The sequence below is a fragment of the Aequorivita nionensis genome (assembly GCF_046352995.1).
Classification (GTDB): Bacteria; Bacteroidota; Bacteroidia; order Flavobacteriales; family Flavobacteriaceae; genus Aequorivita; species Aequorivita nionensis.
This window is the reverse complement of record NZ_CP130281.1, coordinates 1,297,384-1,313,487: the sequence shown is the minus strand read 5'-3', so window position 1 is coordinate 1,313,487 and position 16,104 is coordinate 1,297,384. Positions and strand designations below refer to the sequence as shown.

The following is a 16,104-nucleotide window of genomic DNA, read 5'->3' as shown; positions in this document are numbered from 1 at the left end:
CCTATAAAATTATTTATATAAAAAATCCTGCTGGAAATAATTTCAGCAGGATTTTTATTTCAGAAATAGTAGTTATCTTTTAAAACCACTGGCTCCAAGGAATTCGGCTGAGCATTAAAACCAATGCAATGGTGTAGAATATTGCCAATGTTTTGAACTTGCCTTGTGAAAGCAATTTCTTTTTGTGCTTTGAATAGCCAATTGTTATAAAAACTACTGTCAAAATCATTACAAAAGGGTGTTCTACTGCATAAAGTCTGAAGTTAGAATTCTTCATTACTTCTCCCATCCCTAAGTTGGTAATATTTTGTAGCCCCAATGGTGAAACAAAATAAAGAACCAGCCCAATAAGAAGCTGAATGTGTGTTACAATAAGTGCAAATAATGAAATTCTAAAATCTTTTGCGCCGTATTCTCTTTTTGAAAAGAATCCCGCAAGCGCATTGAGCGTTGCAAGCAAAACAATCAAAAGAACCAAATATGCCCAATAAGAGTGAATGAATTGTACAGAAGTAGCCATAGTATCTATTTTTTTTATGTGTTCCAAAGATAAGCTTATTAAACAAAAAAAATGCCCCAAAAGTTTGGGGCATTTTCAAAACAATAATATGTTTTTTAGAAATCGTAACGTAGACTTGCGTTCCAAGTTCTTCCGTTACCATAGAAGTAACCAAAAGAATCTTTTTGACTCAAGTACATTTCGTTTGTTGCATTATAGCAGTTTGCTCTAACTGTGAAGGCATTTCCGCCAAAGTCAAACTTGTAAGTAATTCCTGCATCCAAAACACTGTAGGCTGGCAAACGCTCTGCTTGGTATTCAACTCCAGCTATTGAAGCATCTACTACATCTTCTGCATCAACAAATCCATAAAGATCTGTATAAATGTTATAATCTGCATCTACGCTTAAACCACCAAAAATGTTGTATTTGAAACCAAAACCGAAAGAAGTTTGGGGTGCGTTACCAACTTTGGTACCGCTTAGGTTAACAGTACCTTCTTCCAATAGAGTATTAGTTTGATCTTCTCTTGTTTGGAAAGGTGTTTCACCTTCATACTTCCAGTTTCCAATACTTCCGAAAGCTCTAAGCATAAAGGCGCTTGAGTAACGGTATTTTCCTTCAAATTCAAATCCTTTGTGAACTTGGGTAATATTTGTAAATCTTTGGTAGCGATCAGCCTGCTCTATAGGGTTTGTAGAATTTGGATCTCCTTCAATAAAACTTCCAGAAAGGAATCTATTGCCCCAACTAGTGTAATAACCGTTTAAGTCTAGACTAAATGATCCTGCACGAAGTCTATAACCTACTTCAATTCCTAAAATTTCCTCGTTGTCAATTTCGTTTTCGCCTTTAAGAATATAGTTTGAATTTCTTATATCAGTGAAAATGTTATCTAAGAAAGGTTGTCTTGAGTAGTATCCTGCATTTGCAAAGATGGTGTTGTTTTCAATAAAAGTATAACCCATTCCACCTTTAACGTTATAACCAAGTTTGTTAACTTTTTCAGATTTTCCAAGACCGTTAACGCCCTCTACTTCATTGCCCTCGGCACGACCTTCTCTTTGGTAGCTTTGGGTTGAAACAGCTCCTTGTACAAAAGCAGAGAATTGGTCTGTTTTGTATTCAGCTTGTCCAAAACCTCCAATGTAGTTGATGTTTTCTGAATAGTCAAAGTTAAAACGTTGTGATTCATCAGCAGAATTGAACAAAGCCGCCCAAGGATTTGCTTCAAAAGTTTCGCTAATTACATAATCACTATCTCTTGAATCACCGTATCCAAAGTTATCTGCATATCCTTGAAGACCCAAAAGATTGTTCATTTGGTACCAGTGGCTTCCTTTGTAGAAACGTGTATCAACACCAAGATTGAAGGTGAAGTTATCACTTACTGCACTTTCAAGATTTGTAAGAAACCCGAACCAGTTATGGTTATTTACGGACGATCTTCTTGCAAGAGAACCAGCTCCATAGCTTCCAATTCCGTTTTCGGCACCTTCAATGTTATTCTCAATGATAGTGTTAAAGTTTATATCGCCATCACTTTCGCGAACAATGTTTCGTGAGCTACCAGCAGGCCCTGTTCCACCACCGCGACCAAAAGATGCGTATGCAACAGAAGACAAGTTTGTTTTATCACTTATGGCCCAATCCCAGTTAAGGTTGATGATTGGTTTGTGATAGTAGTTTCTTCTTAAAGTATATCTTTCACCATCTAAAAAACCAGAGTTGCTATTGTAACGTTTTCCATACTGTGCATAATCTTCCAAAGATTTAGAAAAGTTCTGGTCGTGCCATTGCGGTGCTCCAGTTAATAAGAAGTTGAAAGAGTGCTTATCATTTGGAACATAACCTATCCCAATAAAATAGTTCTGGCCTTGACCAGCTGTACCATCAGAGTATTTTCTGTGAGCTTGCCAATGGTCTAACAAAAAGCTATAGGCCCATTTTCCTTTAAGACCAGAATCATAACTTATAGTTCCTTTAAAGTAGCTATCGTTACCTGTCATAAAACGAGCAAAACCTCCTTCTTTTCTACCAGCGGCGCGAGACACGATGTTTACGGTTCCCCCAACTGATGAAATTGCCAATTTTGAAGATCCTAAACCACGCTGAACTTGCACAGCGTTTGCAACATCAGACATACCAGACCAGTTTGACCAGTACATTTTTCCGTCTTCCATTCCGTTTATTGGTTGCCCGTTCAAAAGGAATGCAGTATTTGTTTGGTCAAAACCACGCAAGAACATTTGAGAATCTCCAAAACCTCCAGCTTGGTTAGAAACATAAACACTCGGAGTACTTTTTACCGCCTCTGGAAATTCTACGTTACCAATTGCCTTCGCCTGAATTTCAGCAGAAGTAATAGTTGAAACAGCAATAGGGGTTTGACGGTCTTTTGCCAAATCTATAATTCCTTTTCCAACGATAACAACTTCTTCAAGAGCATCAGAATCTACAGTAATTTTAACTGTGCCTAGGCTTGCAGTTCCATTCACAATTTTGAATGGCACTTTTTCAACTGTGTACCCAATGTATGAAATGGTAAGTGTACCCGCTTTTGCAGAAGTCTCTAAAGTGAAATTTCCGTCAAAATCGGTAATGGCACCATTTGTTGTGCCCGTCTCAACCACGTTGGCTCCTGCCAAAGGGTCGTTTGATTCAGAATCGATTACCGTTCCAGTAACCGTTGTTTGTGAAAAAGCGACAAAACCGCCCAGTAAAAAAACAAGAAGTAAAAGTTTTCTCATGAATTTAAATTTTAAGTTTAAAAATTTCGGCAAAAGTACAATCTTAAATAGGTTATAACCAACAAAATTGATTAAGAAATCATTAAGAAAAAAAACCGCTGATTAAAGATAAAATTTAAACCCTAAAGTGCTGATAAATGGAGTGTTAGTTAATAACAAGGTTATCAACATTTAGAATTAAAAAAAAGATTAAAATGAAATACAATCCAATTGTTCCTTAATTGGAAGCATATTTGCAGAATATTGCTCGTGAAACTCTTTAGGAAGTGGTTGGGAAAAAGGGGTGTCTTCCTTAAAAGGATCTACTTCTTTTCCATTTTTCCAAAAGCGATAACACACGTGCGGACCGCTGGTGTTCCCGGTCATTCCAATCCAGCCAATTACATCTCCTTGACTTACATGTTGGCCCACTTTAACGTTCCGGGCTTTCATATGAAGGTATTGGGTTTCATAAGTTCCGTTATGTTGTATTTTAACATAGTTTCCATTGCCGCCACGACGTTCAGATTTAGTTACTACGCCATCTGCTGTTGCCAAAATAGGTGTTCCCACAGGCGCGGCAAAGTCAGTTCCTCGGTGTGGACGAAGTTTAAAACCGTAATATTTTATGCGTCTGTTCAGGTTGTAACGAGAAGATATTCTACTGAATTGTACCGGAGCTTTTAAAAAGGCACGTTTTAGGTTGTTGGCTTGCTCATCATAATAACCAGAAATTTTACCTAAAGAATCTGATGTAAATTTAAAAGCATAAAGGGTTTTGCCGCGATGCTCAAAATAGGCCGCTTTAATTTCCTTAAGCCCTCCTGGAATAGTGTCATCTATAAATTTTTCACTATAAATTACTTTAAAACGATCGCCGGGTTGCAGCTTAAAAAAATTGATGGTCCACGCATAGATATTTGCTAGTTGGTCGGTCATATACGGACTCAAATTTTGTTCCTCCATTGTGGCAGAAAGTGAACTTGTAATAACCCCAGATGCTTCTCTGTCTTCATACCGAACTGGCTTTTGACTATTGAAAATGGAAAGCGTATCTCTAAAATCCACAACAGCAAAGTCAACATTATTGGTTTCATAAATAAAAACTTGGGTGTTGTTCAGTGAATCTTTGGAATTAAGAAGTACATAAGGTTTTCCTACCACTATTCTCCGAACATCAAAACTGTCTCGGAATTTGGTAGCCACTTCCATAATTTTTTCTTGTGAAACGCCATTGGCGAAAAGAATATCGCCAAAAGTGTCACCTTTTCGAATCGTATCACGAATTACATTAAAATCATTTAAAACATAACCATATTGCTCAATTATTGGTTCTTCAACCACGGCGTTGATGTCGGCCAAATCTTCTTTCTTATTTTCACAAGCGGTTGTAAGGAGGGCAAGCGTTAATACTACTAAAATTAAATTCTTCAATGTGGGGGAGTTTTCGGTATTATGTTTTATTGATTTGCCAATATTTTAAAGGAATGTTGCAATCCCTTAAATTCAGTCAATGTTGCTTTTAATGAGCCTACGGCCAAATCTGCCTTTACCAGCAATGGTATTTTGTTTTTATCATCGCTTATCCAGACAGTTAGACTTTCTTTTTCCTTAAAAACACGTCCAGATTGCACGTAGGGTCTAAAAATCAAAGTGCGAACGCGGCCAAAATTAGTATCTAAAACTTCTTTTCCAAGGAATTTTAACCTGAATTTGTAATTTTCTTTATCAAAAAACATATTCATCTCCACAACATCACCTTCTTTGATATTTTCAGTATCCAATTTGTTGCGAAGGTAATAAAACGCCGAAATCATATCCTGCGTTTCTTTAGGGAACGAAAACACCGTTATTTCATTGTGTTTTTTGTCGTTCACCGTGGCTTTATTGTTAGAGTGGTTAAAGTCAATTTGGACATCCTTAGTATAACCACCTTCGTCAATTTTACGGAGAAAGCGATAAGGAATATCCTTTTCCTTGTCAATATAAGATTGATAATCGTCTTCTACTTTAAAAAACCATTTTGACACGCCAACAGTTTCACCAAAACCACGCACATGGAATACATCCTTTCCATTTATAGTGGTTTCCTTAACCTTGAGTGTTGCATAGCCTGCAGTTACAAAACCATAATGAACTCGAAATTTGAAGAATTCTCCATTGCCATAAGCTCTTTCTTGTGCAGAAAGAAAAAAGATATTACAAAAAAGAAATAAAAGCGCCAGTAGCTTTTTCATAGATTATTTACTTAGTGAGTTTATGGTTTCAAAAAATACAACTACCGTTCCAAAAAAATAAACCCCACCTTCTTAAGACGATGGGGTTTTGCAAATGTTACATTTTTATAAGGTCCCTCGTTGCTCTTGCTCGCGCTCTATAGATTCAAAAAGTGCCTTGAAGTTTCCAGCTCCAAAACCTTTTGCCCCCATACGCTGGATGATTTCAAAAAACAGGGTGGGACGGTCTTCCAAAGGCTTTGTGAATATTTGAAGCAGATAGCCATCTTCATCTGCATCTATCATAATAGAAAGTTTTTTCAGCTCGTTGATGTCTTCTTTCATCATTTTCATATGGTCGCCCAAACGGCGCGGAATGTCGTCGTAATAAGCTTGTGGCGGTGGAGGCAAAAATTCTATGCCGCGCTCTTTCAATTGGCTTACGGTTTTAATGATATCATCGGTTGCTACGGCTAAATGCTGTACTCCGGAATCTTCGTAAAAGTCTAGATATTCTTCAATCTGTGATTTTTTTATTCCTTTGGCAGGTTCGTTTATTGGGAATTTGATTCGTCCATTACCATTGCTCATCACTTTACTCATCAAAGCTGAATATTCGGTGTGGATTTGTTTGTCATCAAACGAAAGGAAATTTACAAAGCCCATAACGTCTTCATACCATTTTACCCATTTATTCATTTGCCCCCAACCTACATTGCCAACCATATGGTCAATATATTTTAAGCCTGTCGGAGTTGGGTTGTAATCACTTTTCCATTCCCGAAAACCTGGCAAAAATGTTCCGTTATAGTTTTTGCGTTCCACAAACATGTGTACGGTTTCACCATAAGTATAGATTCCACTTCGCACTACTTCACCGTGCTCATCTTTTTCAACGGTTGGTTCCAAATAGGGTTTTGCGCCGCGTTTGGTGGTTTCTTCAAAAGCACTGCGTGCATCATCTACCCAAAGTGCGATTACTTTTACACCATCACCGTGTTTTACGATATGATCATTTATTGGCGATTTACTGTTTAAAGGCGTGGTAAGTACAAGCCTGATTTTATCCTGTTTTAAAACATAGCTCACAGAATCGCGCGAACCAGTCTCCAAACCTTTATATGCGTAAGACTGAAAGCCGAAAGCAGTTTTATAAAAATGTGCGGATTGTTTTGCGTTGCCCACGTAGAATTCTACATAATCTGTTCCCAATAAAGGTAGAAAATCTTCTGCACCTTCAAATATTTTTTCCAGTCCGTAATCGACTGATTTTACTTCTTTGCTCATAATTTAAGTTTTCAATAATCTTATTAATTTAACTCATAATATTTCAGATAGAATAGCTTCATTTATAAAGAAAATAGTTTCCAAATATATTTAACCGCAAAGTCGCAGAGAACGCAAAGACCACAATGTACTGCTTACTGCAACTGCGACTGACAACTCATTCCTCCAACCAACTCTGGTAATACGTACCATCCGAAAGTTTTAAACCATCTTCAGTAACCTGTAACGGTTTAAAAGTATCTACCATAACGGCCAATTCTTCGGTTTCTGTTTTGCCGATACTTCTTTCAGCCGCCCCGGGGTGTGGCCCGTGAGGAATTCCTGCGGGGTGAAGCGTTATTTGGCCTGCTTCAATATCGTTTCGGCTCATAAAATCACCATCTACATAATATAACACCTCATCACTATCAATATTGCTGTGATTGTAAGGTGCTGGAATACTGTCCGGATGATAATCATAAAGGCGGGGCACGAAACTGCAAATTACCATGGCATCGGTCTCAAAAGTCTGGTGCACTGGTGGCGGTTGGTGAATGCGTCCAGTAATAGGTTCAAAATCGTGGATTGAAAAGGCGTATGGAAAATTATAGCCGTCATAGCCAACCACATCAAAAGGATGTGTGGCGTAAACCATTTCAAAAATTTCGTCCCTTTTTTTCACCTTTACCAAAAACTCGCCTTTTTCGTCGTGACTTTCCAGTTCCTGCGGTTTGCGAATATCGCGTTCACAATAAGGCGAATGTTCCAGCAATTGTCCGAACCAATTTCGGTATCGCTTCGGAGTGTAAATTGGTCTTCGCGATTCAACGATAAAAAGACGGTTGTCTTCCGTGTCAAAATCTATTTGATAAATAATTCCGCGTGGCACTAAAAGATAATCGCCATATTTAAAATCGAGATTTCCTAAAAAAGTCCTCAATTTTCCACTCCCTTTGTGAATGAAAATCAATTCATCGGCATCTGTATTCTTATAAAAGTAATCTTTTAATGATTCCTGTGGAGCGGCAAGTATGATACTGCAATCGCTATTTGTAAGTACAGTTTTTCGGCTGCTGAGATAATCCTTTTCGGGTTTTACGTTAAAACCTTTTAGGCGAAGGGATTCCATATTATTTGCGCGTGCAATTTTTGGAGCCACATTGTATTGTTTCTTTATTTCCTTTACTTGAGTAGGCCTGTATTCATGGTAAATATTACTATACATTCCATCAAAACCTATTGTGCCAAAAAGTTGTTCGGCATAGAGACTTCCATCAGGTTTTCGGAATTGTGTATGACGTTTGGGCGGTATTTTGCCAAGTTTATGATAGAAAGGCATAATTTGAAAATTTTGTACACAAATATCGGAAAAATATTGGAGCTAGACGTTTAAGTTTTTGCTAAAACCGATAGCCAAGAGCCACATACCATTCACTTTTATCTAGCTCGGGAGAATAGGAGTATTTAATCTCCATCGGGCCCAAAACGGTTTCTAAACCATAACCTGCTGTAAAACCTGAGTAGTTTACTCCATCAATCCATTGGCCATTTTCAAAAAGATCATTGCCAACGTTAGCGATATTTGCAGAAATATTGATGTGGTTTTTTCTGAATATTTCATAATCAAAGGTGAGTGTAGATTTCAGATAAGTATTCCCTCGAAGCGAAATAGCTTCATAGCCCATAAAAGGAATAATATTGTTCATCTCCTTAAAGCCATAACCACCCAATGCAAAATCTAACGAAGTAGTTTCCGGTCCGCCCCATTTAAAACCTCCCTCAGTTGTTAGATTTGCTGAAATTGTATTGAAAAAAGTATAGGCATATCCTAATTTAGCTTTTGCCAATGAGAAAGGCTCAAAGTTTTTGTTGCGTCCGTTGGCCAAAAGATACCAGTGGAAGTCGCCCGAGAAATAAGCCCCACTTTTTGGGAAAAAACTGTTGTCATAACTGTCATATTTCAAAAACCCAAAAGCGCTGTAATAATTGGTGCTTTCAAAAATAGTTCGCGGTAGATTGTTATCGTCCGTCCCAATGGTTTCAGAAAGATAACGTAGGTATTTATGCTCGCCACCCAACCCAAAAATAAAAGTTCTCTGGAAAAGGGTTTCAAAATATAGCTGATTGGTAAAATCGCTATATTTTATTGACAAGCTATTTATGGGCAATGAAAGCTGGGCATCCAAGTCTGCCCCAATAAAACTTAAGGGCACATCGGTTTCAAAAAAGTGGTATTTTGAATTGAAGCCCACACTCCAATAAAACCCTTTGTCTATATAATACTCAAAATTATAGCGCAGATTATCTCCAGCAATCAAATCTAAGGAAGCTATATCATTATTAGTAAAAAGTCTCTTTTTTGTAATATTCACCAAGGCAGCTGTTCTGAATAAATCATCATAATGTGCAGCAAAACGAAGCATCATGGACGAGGCACTCTCCCTTAATTGTAAGAGCAGTATGTTTTCGTTGTTTTCATCTTCAAAAAATCTATAATTAATATCCTGAAAATTTCCAGTCGCCGAAAGATTGTTGATGCCTTCACTAAAATCCTCATAAGTAACCTTATCTGGGGTTCGCAATTTTAGTTTTCCTAAAACATAACTACGAGTATATTTTTCATTCCCTTCAATTTTTACTTCTTTAATAAAAATGGTGTCATTGGCATCAAATTTAATTTTTTCAGGTTTTACTTGTTTTTGCCTTAAAGCAATTTTTTCAAGCTCTTCTCGATTCAAATTTGCAGCAACAACTCCAGATTCTACAATTTTTTTACCTTCATCAAAAGAAACTACTGAAAAATCCTTAATGTTTGGGTGAATATAAACATCTGTTTTTTTGCGTTTTTCTTTCATATCCCTAATAGTCCGGTAGTTATTTATCTGCACCAAGACATCAAAAGCCGAAGTCAAATTATCTCGATTTTTAAGGCTGTCCTGCACGTCCACTCCAATAATTATGTCCATTCCCTTTGAGCGTACCTCACCAACAGGATAGTTGTTTACCACCCCGCCATCAATGAGCACTTTATTATCAATCATCACAGGACTAAAAAGAGAAGGCAATGCACCGCTAGCAGTAACCGCTCGTGGAAGATAGCCATGGTCCAAAATAACTTCCTGCCCATTTTCAACATTTGTGGCAACACAGAAAAAAGGAATGGGAAGTTCACTGAAATTTGAAATATTACTAACGTGGCTAGTTAATTTGGAAAGCAAATTATAGACATTCTGCCCTTTTGATAGCCCCGAAGGAAAACCAATTTTGAAACGCTCAAACGGAAGCACCAATGCATATTTTTCAGCCTCCTGTTTTTCATAAAATGTTTTTGCACTACGCGGAATATCATCCTGTATTAAAGTGCTAAAATCGGTTTGCCTAAAAATACTGTCTAATTGATTTGCGGAGTATCCAGAGGCATAAAGCGCCCCAATAATGGCGCCCATGCTTGTCCCGCCAATATAGTCTATTCGAACACCGGTTTCCTCAATAACTTTTAATGCGCCAATATGCGCCAAACCCTTGGCGCCGCCACCACTCAACACGAGTCCAACTTTTACATCTCCATCACTTTTTTCCTGTGAAAAAGTAATGGTTGAAATTATTAGAAATACTATGAGGAGTAGGTGCTTCATTATTCTTTATTGTCTTTTCTTTCTTCTTTGGGCTTCCCGTCAGATTTCATATTTTGAAAATGTTCAATTAATTTCTTTGCGCGACTGCTTCCAATAACCGTTGAGATGTCTTCAAAACTGGCGGATGCAATCCGTTTGATGCTTTTAAAATGTTTTAATAATTCCACAACTGTTTTTTCGCCAATTCCGGGAATAGTTTCCAATTCTGTATTCAGCGCTTGTTTGCTTCTTTTGCTGCGGTGAAAGGTAATGCCAAATCGGTGCGCTTCGTTGCGCAATTGCTGTATTATTTTTAAAGTTTCACTTTTCTTGTCCAAATACAACGGAATTGGATCGTTGGGATAAAACAATTCTTCCAGTCGTTTCGCAATTCCTATAATAGCGATTTTTCCGCGCAATTCCAACTTGTCCAAACTTTTTAAAGCTGAAGAAAGTTGCCCCTTTCCCCCATCTATGATGATTAGTTGCGGCAATGGTTGCTCCTCTTCCAGCAATCTTTTGTAACGACGGTAAACAACTTCTTCCATTGAGGCGAAATCATCGGGCCCTTCAACCGTTTTAATATTGAATTTGCGGTAGTCCTTTTTGCTCGGTTTTCCATTTTTAAAAACCACGCAGGCCGCAACCGGGTTTGTCCCTTGAATATTACTATTGTCAAAACACTCTATATGTCGTGGTTCCTCATTCAACCTTAAATCTTTTTTCATCTGCGCCATAATCCGTTTTTCATGACGGTCCGGATCTACAATCTTAGCTTGCTTGAAACGCTCCATTCGGTAATATTTCGCGTTTCTTTCGGAAAGGTCGAGGATTGCTTTTTTATCGCCCAGTTTGGGAACATGCGTTTTTATGTCTTCGCCCAATTCAACTTCAAAAGGCACGTAAATTTCCTTTGAAAGCGAATTGAACCGTTGCCGGATTTCCACAATGGCAAGCTGAAGCAATTCTTCATCGGTCTCGTCCAACTTCTTCTTTATTTCCAACGTGTGCGAGCGGATAATCGCGCCGTGCGAAAGCTGCAGAAAATTCACATATGCATAGCTTTCATCAGAAATTATCGAAAACACATCAACGTTATTAATCTTCGAATTTACAACGGTGCTTTTGCTTTGATAATTCTCCAAAATATCAATCTTTTCCTTTACCCGCTGTGCCTGCTCAAACTTTAAATCGGCCGCCAAATCTTTCATCTGACTTTTAAATTTATGCAACGAATCCTTAAAATTTCCTTTCACAATATTTCGGATTGCCTCAATATTTTCGTGATATTCCTTTTCTGAATAAAGCCCTTCGCAAGGCCCAGCACAGTTTCCCAGATGAAATTCCAGACATACTTTATACTTGCCAGCCCTAATTTTTTCTTCGGAAAGGTCGTAATTGCACGTGCGCAGCGGATACAGGCCTTTTATCAAATCCAGCAGCGTGTGTACAGTTTTCATACTCGTGTACGGGCCGTAATATTCCGATCCATCCTTTATCATCCTTCGCGTTGGGAAAACGCGCGGAAAACGTTCGTTTTTAATACAAATCCACGGATAACTTTTATCGTCTTTCAGCATCACGTTGTAGCGTGGCTGATATTTTTTGATCAAATTGTTTTCCAACAAAAGCGCATCGGTCTCGGTTTTTACTACGATGTGCTTTATGTTAGTAATTTTCTTTACGAGAATTCGGGTTTTGCCATTGTCCTGTGTTTTGTTGAAATAAGACGAAACACGTTTTTTCAGGTTTTTCGCTTTGCCAACATACAGCAGTTTTCCATCTTTATCGTAATATTGATAAACGCCCGGTGAATCTGGAAGGGTTGAAATTTGAAGTGTTACCGAAGCATTGGCCATAGCCTCAAAGATACTTGCTATTTTATTTTTAAGGAATTTTTCTTGAATCAAAAATAGTTAAGAAACGGTTAAATGAGGATTTCAAAAATCCAAACTCCCTAATCTTGCGTATCTATTACAACCAACTAAATTAAAAATGCCCAAAAGCAATTTTCATATTTCTTTTAAAAAGTATTTTGTGCTTTCCCTGTCGATTTTTTATCTGCTCAACCCGATGCAGAAACAGCTTTCGGAGGGAATGCACACTTTTTCGCACGTGATGACGCATACGGATTATGGGCATCACGAAGAAGACCACTTGTTGGGGCGGGAGCACACGCACGAACATAAAATGATCACTTTTTTCTCCAAAATATTTTCTTCGGAAGAAAAAACCAGTGATCACGAAGGCGTGTATTTCAATTATACGTTGGATAAACATTTTGCGCAGGAATATCCAACCATCAATTTCAAATTTAAACCATTTGTAAAACATATATATTTCTATACTTTTCACATTCCGAAAAGCGTAAAAACCATTCCCAGTCCGCCTCCGGAAACATTCTTTTCATAGTTTTTTATCTGAATGAAATCTTCATTCAGACTATTCATTTATTATAATTTTTTAAAACCAATCACCCATGAAAAGAATACTCTTAATGGGGCTGATGCTATGCTTTGGTATTGCGCAATCGCAATCGCTAAAAGGAAAAGTAGTAGGCCCAAATAACAACCCGCTGGAAAACGTGGCGGTTTTTGATCGAACCTCGGGCAATCACACGCACACCGATACTTCGGGAAAATTTTCACTTGAAAATGTGAAGGAAAACGACATCATCAGCTTCTCCATTTTAGGTTTCGCAACATACGAATATTCGGTTACGGCTGAAAGTTTTGCGGAATCTATAAACATCACTTTAAACGAAGCCGCGGTTTCTTTGGAACAGGTAACCATCACGCCCGAAGTGAACACGCTTAGCCAAATTGTAGCGGTAGATTTAAAGACCGCGCCCGTAAAATCGTCGCAGGAAATTCTTCGGAAAGTTCCGGGATTGATTATCGGCCAGCACGCCGGCGGTGGAAAGGCAGAGCAAATATTTCTACGCGGTTTTGATATTGACCACGGAACCGATATTAACCTTTCCGTAGACGGAATGCCAGTAAACATGGTTTCCCACGCACACGGACAAGGTTATAGTGATTTGCACTTCGTAATTCCCGAAACGCTTGATAAAATTTCCTTCGGAAAAGGACCGTACAACGTGGAATATGGCGATTTTGCCACTGCGGGTTACGTGGCTTTTAAAACCTTGGACAAGCTCGACAAAAGCTCCGTTTCCGTGGAATACGGGCAGTTTGATGCTTTTAGAACCGTTGGACTTTTCAATCTTTTGGATACCAAAAACAGCAATGCTTATGTTGCGGCCTCTCTCAACACCTTTAATGGCCCGTTTGATTCACCGCAGAATTTCAACCGTTTCAATATGATGGCGAAATACAATCTGAATTTGCCAGACAATCAAAAACTGAAACTTACAGCTTCCCATTTCCAAAGCAAATGGGATGCTTCGGGGCAAATTCCGCAGCGCGCCATTGATGATGGTTCCATCGGGCGTTTTGGCGCTATTGACGATACCGAAGGCGGAAACACCAGCCGTACCAATTTGCTGATAAACCATTCCAAATTGCTTTCGGAAAATAAAAAGTTGGAAACCCGCGCGTATTATTCGAATTATGATTTTGAATTGTTTTCAAACTTCACTTTCTTTTTGGAAGACCCGATAAACGGCGACCAAATTGCGCAGCGCGAAGACCGAAATATCTTGGGTTTCCAAACCGAGTTTTCAGATAAAATAAATTCTGAAACACTCGATTTTAAGTACACCGCAGGAATTGGCGTTCGTTACGACGATGTGAACGACGTGGAACTTTCACACACCAAAAACCGTTATGAAATTTTGGATCGGATTGCCTTCGGAAATGTGGATCAAATTAACAGTTTTGCGTTTTTGAATACGGAATTTGGTTTGGGCGATTTCAAAATAAACCCTGCCGTGAGATTGGATTATTTCAAATTTGATTACGAAAACAAACTTTCGCCAACCTACGATAACCGAAGTGAAAGCAAGGTTTTCGCCAGTCCCAAGTTGAATTTCATTTACAGCCCCAACCGCGATTTCCAATTGTTTTTGAAAACGGGAATCGGTTTCCATTCAAATGATACACGAGTAGTTGTTGCCAATGGCGGCGAGGATATTTTGCCCGCAGCTTACGGTGCAGATTTGGGCGGAATTTACAAACTGACGGACAATCTAATTTTTAACACAGCCCTGTGGGCGCTCTTTTTGGAACAGGAGTTTGTGTACGTGGGCGATGCCGGAATTGTGGAGCCTAGCGGAAAAACCCGCCGATTGGGCGTTGACTTTGGCCTGCGTTACGAAGCCTTGGACTGGCTGTATTTTTACGGCGATGCAAACTATACCTACGCCCGAAGCACCGAGGAACCCAAAGGCGAGGATTACATTCCGCTGGCGCCGGATTTTACCTCAACCGGTGGAATTGCAGTTGAAAATCTTGCAAATTTTTCGGGCGGATTGAATTATCGTTATATTAAGGATAGGGCCGCAAACGAAGACAAAAGTATTATTGCCGAAGGTTATTTTGTAACCGATTTCAACATAAATTATACTTTTAGAAACCTTGTTTTTGGGATTGCGATTGAAAATCTCTTCGATACCGAATGGAACGAAACCCAATTTGCAACCGAAAGCAGATTGTTTGACGAACCGGCACCGGTGGAAGAAATACATTTTACCCCCGGAACGCCGTTTTTCCTAAGAGGAAAGGTAACCGTTAATTTTTAACTAATGATTTTAGGGGCAATGTTCTTTTTGGTTAAATTGCACACACAATAACCAACTATGAACATTGCCATTTTATCGCGTGGGGAAGCGCTTTATTCCACCCAAAGTCTTTTAAAAGCTGGTGAAGCGCGCAACCACACCATGGAGGTTTTGGACCCTTCCTATTGCAACCTCGCCGTGGAAAACGGAAAAGCCGTCCTCTATTTTCAAAATGAATTGGTGGATGACCTGCACGCGGTAATTCCCAGAATTGGCGCCTCAAATACTTATTTTGGCACGAACGTGGTCCGTCATTTTGAGGCGATGGGTGTTTTTAGTGTGGTTTCTTCCGAAGGAATTAGCAATAGCCGCGACAAATGGACTTGCTTTCAAATTTTGGCAAAACATCAAATTCCCGTGCCTCGAACTGTTTACGCTTCGTTTTTTGAATTTGAGGAACAATTGAAAACCTTTAACGGCAAGCCAATAATCATCAAACTTTTGGAAGGCACGCACGGCGAAGGCGTTATTCTTACTGAAAGTCCGCAGAATGCTTTAGCTACCATTGAAACCTTAAACGCTGCTGGTGTAAAATTTTTGCTACAGGAATATATTGAGGAAGCCAACGGCGCCGACGTTCGTGCAATTGTGGTTGATGGCGTTGTGGTTGCTGCAATGAAACGAAAATGTAAAGTTGGCGATTTTAGAAGCAATCTGCATCGTGGCGGTTCTTCCGAAATGATTTCACTCTCTTCCGAAGAGGAAAAGATTGCCATAAAAGCTGCAAAAGCTATGAATTTGGGCTTTTGTGGAGTTGATATTCTACAATCGAAAAACGGGCCGTTGGTTTTGGAAATTAACAGCACGCCGGGATTGGAAGGTATTGAGAATACTTCGGGAAAGAATGTTTCGAAAAGCGTAATTGGGTTTATTGAGCGGAATAAAAAGTCGCAGTAGCCAGTCGCAGTTTTCAGTATCAGTGATCAGTTGCATTTTTCAGGTTTCAAAAATTTGATTTATCTGTTAAATAGCCCTTCGGCTTCGCAAAAGAAAAGCTGCTAAGAGTGACAAATTTGCGATTTTGGATTTTTTCATTTTG

General features: G+C 38.9%; 11 protein-coding genes. 3 read left to right on the top strand and 8 right to left on the bottom strand.

Translation table 11 applies throughout. The features are described from left to right. Positions 1-79: 79 nt before the first annotated feature. The 8 genes from Q2U82_RS05925 to uvrC all read right to left on the bottom strand — a co-directional run bounded on the left by Q2U82_RS05925 (position 80) and on the right by uvrC (position 12,183). The gene (locus tag Q2U82_RS05925) at positions 80-520 is read right to left on the bottom strand and encodes a hypothetical protein (RefSeq protein ID WP_410006773.1); all 441 of its coding nucleotides are present in this window, start codon (positions 518-520) and stop codon (positions 80-82) included. Positions 521-615: 95 nt separating this feature from the next. Further along, a complete protein-coding gene (locus Q2U82_RS05920) occupies positions 616-3,249 on the bottom strand; it encodes a TonB-dependent receptor (RefSeq protein WP_410006772.1) in 2,634 nt (877 codons plus the stop codon). Between the two features lie 189 nt (positions 3,250-3,438). Beyond that, complete coding sequence (locus tag Q2U82_RS05915) at positions 3,439-4,662, bottom strand: peptidoglycan DD-metalloendopeptidase family protein (RefSeq protein ID WP_410006771.1); 1,224 nt, start codon at positions 4,660-4,662, stop codon at positions 3,439-3,441. Positions 4,663-4,688: 26 nt separating this feature from the next. Continuing rightward, positions 4,689-5,465: a DUF3108 domain-containing protein gene (locus Q2U82_RS05910; protein WP_410006770.1), complete on the bottom strand. Its 777-nt coding sequence runs from the start codon at positions 5,463-5,465 to the stop codon at positions 4,689-4,691. Positions 5,466-5,570: 105 nt separating this feature from the next. Beyond that, a complete protein-coding gene (hppD, locus tag Q2U82_RS05905; protein ID WP_410006769.1) occupies positions 5,571-6,731 on the bottom strand; it encodes a 4-hydroxyphenylpyruvate dioxygenase in 1,161 nt (386 codons plus the stop codon). A 157-nt stretch (positions 6,732-6,888) separates the two neighbouring features. Beyond that, complete coding sequence (locus Q2U82_RS05900) at positions 6,889-8,049, bottom strand: homogentisate 1,2-dioxygenase (protein WP_410006768.1); 1,161 nt, start codon at positions 8,047-8,049, stop codon at positions 6,889-6,891. A 61-nt stretch (positions 8,050-8,110) separates the two neighbouring features. Continuing rightward, entirely contained in the window at positions 8,111-10,345 is a 2,235-nt protein-coding gene (locus tag Q2U82_RS05895) for a patatin-like phospholipase family protein (RefSeq protein ID WP_410006767.1), read from the bottom strand. After that, a complete protein-coding gene (uvrC, locus tag Q2U82_RS05890) occupies positions 10,345-12,183 on the bottom strand; it encodes an excinuclease ABC subunit UvrC (protein ID WP_410007139.1) in 1,839 nt (612 codons plus the stop codon). The genes Q2U82_RS05895 and uvrC overlap by 1 nt, the downstream gene beginning before the upstream one ends. Before the next feature lie 136 nt (positions 12,184-12,319). Here uvrC and Q2U82_RS05885 point away from each other — a divergent pair, with 136 nt between their 5' ends. The 3 genes from Q2U82_RS05885 to Q2U82_RS05875 all read left to right on the top strand — a co-directional run bounded on the left by Q2U82_RS05885 (position 12,320) and on the right by Q2U82_RS05875 (position 15,962). Next, positions 12,320-12,736, top strand: coding sequence for a hypothetical protein (locus Q2U82_RS05885; protein WP_410006766.1), 417 nt, complete (start codon positions 12,320-12,322; stop codon positions 12,734-12,736). A 67-nt stretch (positions 12,737-12,803) separates the two neighbouring features. Then, positions 12,804-15,026 carry a TonB-dependent receptor gene (locus Q2U82_RS05880; protein ID WP_410006765.1) on the top strand — a complete coding sequence of 741 codons (2,223 nt, stop codon included), beginning with the start codon at positions 12,804-12,806 and terminating at the stop codon, positions 15,024-15,026. Positions 15,027-15,083: 57 nt separating this feature from the next. Further along, positions 15,084-15,962, top strand: a complete 879-nt coding sequence (locus Q2U82_RS05875) for a RimK family alpha-L-glutamate ligase (RefSeq protein ID WP_410006764.1) — start codon at positions 15,084-15,086, stop codon at positions 15,960-15,962. Positions 15,963-16,104 lie beyond the last annotated feature (142 nt).

Excerpts from the sequence above, each read along its gene's own strand:
- Q2U82_RS05885 (WP_410006766.1), top strand. The coding sequence starts at position 12,320 with ATGCCCAAAAGCAATTTTCATATTTCTTTTAAAAAGTATTTTGTGCTT.
- Q2U82_RS05895 (WP_410006767.1), bottom strand. The coding sequence starts at position 10,345 with ATGAAGCACCTACTCCTCATAGTATTTCTAATAATTTCAACCATTACT.
- Q2U82_RS05875 (WP_410006764.1), top strand. The coding sequence starts at position 15,084 with ATGAACATTGCCATTTTATCGCGTGGGGAAGCGCTTTATTCCACCCAA.
- hppD (WP_410006769.1), bottom strand. The coding sequence starts at position 6,731 with ATGAGCAAAGAAGTAAAATCAGTCGATTACGGACTGGAAAAAATATTT.
- uvrC (WP_410007139.1), bottom strand. The coding sequence starts at position 12,183 with ATGGCCAATGCTTCGGTAACACTTCAAATTTCAACCCTTCCAGATTCA.
- Q2U82_RS05900 (WP_410006768.1), bottom strand. The coding sequence starts at position 8,049 with ATGCCTTTCTATCATAAACTTGGCAAAATACCGCCCAAACGTCATACA.
- Q2U82_RS05925 (WP_410006773.1), bottom strand. The coding sequence starts at position 520 with ATGGCTACTTCTGTACAATTCATTCACTCTTATTGGGCATATTTGGTT.
- Q2U82_RS05910 (WP_410006770.1), bottom strand. The coding sequence starts at position 5,465 with ATGAAAAAGCTACTGGCGCTTTTATTTCTTTTTTGTAATATCTTTTTT.
- Q2U82_RS05920 (WP_410006772.1), bottom strand. The coding sequence starts at position 3,249 with ATGAGAAAACTTTTACTTCTTGTTTTTTTACTGGGCGGTTTTGTCGCT.
- Q2U82_RS05880 (WP_410006765.1), top strand. The coding sequence starts at position 12,804 with ATGAAAAGAATACTCTTAATGGGGCTGATGCTATGCTTTGGTATTGCG.